The organism is Emticicia fontis (assembly GCF_054779675.1).
On the sequence record NZ_BAAGXU010000061.1, the window covers coordinates 1 to 568 of the forward strand.

The following is a 568-nucleotide window of genomic DNA, read 5'->3' on the forward strand; positions in this document are numbered from 1 at the left end:
GCCACCGCATCCACTGGCGGTTAAGGTCAGCGTATTTGGCGCACATACTACTTTTGGATTTGGTGCAACAATAGTTGGCGCAATTGGTTGAGTTACAATCTGTAAACCTGTTACAGCAGTGCTCACTGGAGAAGTACAACTACCCACTGTACAAGTGGCTGTAATGCTATAAGTTCCTACACTTGAAAGTACCAGACTTGTGCCTGTTGCTCCTGTTGACCAGTTTACAGTTCCGCCGCATCCACCGGCGGTCAAGGTCAAGGTATTTGGCGCACAGACTACTTTTGGATTGGGTGCAACAATAGTTGGTGCAGATGGTTGTGTTACAATCTGTAAACCTGTTACAGCAGTGCTTGCTGGAGAAGTACAACTACCCACTGTACAAGTGGCTGTAATGCTATAAGTACCTACGCTTGAAAGTACCAGACTTGTACCTGTTGCTCCTGTTGACCAGTTTACTGTTCCGGCGCATCCACTGGCTGTTAAGGTCAAGGTATTTGGCGCACATACTACTTTTGGATTGGGGGCTGTGATTGTTGGCGCGGATGGCTGAGTTAAAATCTGTAAA

1 pseudogene is annotated in these 568 nt (G+C 47.0%); it reads right to left on the reverse strand.

The annotated features are described in order from the left end of the window. Window positions 1–568: pseudogene (locus tag ACYVFA_RS23735) on the reverse strand (hypothetical protein); the annotation flags it as partial.